The following is a 226-nucleotide window of genomic DNA, read 5'->3' as shown; positions in this document are numbered from 1 at the left end:
ATATGGGATTCCATTTCCAATTAATTGAACAAGAACAGAGTGCGAAAAAGGAAGAGAAAAAGAAGGAGGAAGCTAAAGAGCATAAACCTCCTGTGACAGAGCAAGAAAAAGAGAAAGAGAAAGCAAAAGAGAAAGTAGCGGAGAAAAAAGAAGAAACGCAAGCACTTATCTTTAGTGGGCGTCAATTATTTGAACAGATGTATAAAGATTTCTATACTGAAGCCCC

At 37.2% G+C, this 226-nt stretch carries 1 protein-coding gene; it reads left to right on the top strand.

Going from position 1 to position 226, the window contains the following annotated elements:
- The coding region (locus MR113_RS27975; protein WP_396022508.1) for an O-antigen ligase family protein at positions 1-226 on the top strand (226 nt) is incomplete at both ends.

The organism is Bacillus cereus group sp. BfR-BA-01379, assembly GCF_022663605.1.
In the GTDB taxonomy this organism is placed as follows: Bacteria; Bacillota; Bacilli; order Bacillales; family Bacillaceae_G; genus Bacillus_A; species Bacillus_A mobilis.
This window is presented reverse-complemented; position numbering and strand designations above follow the sequence as displayed.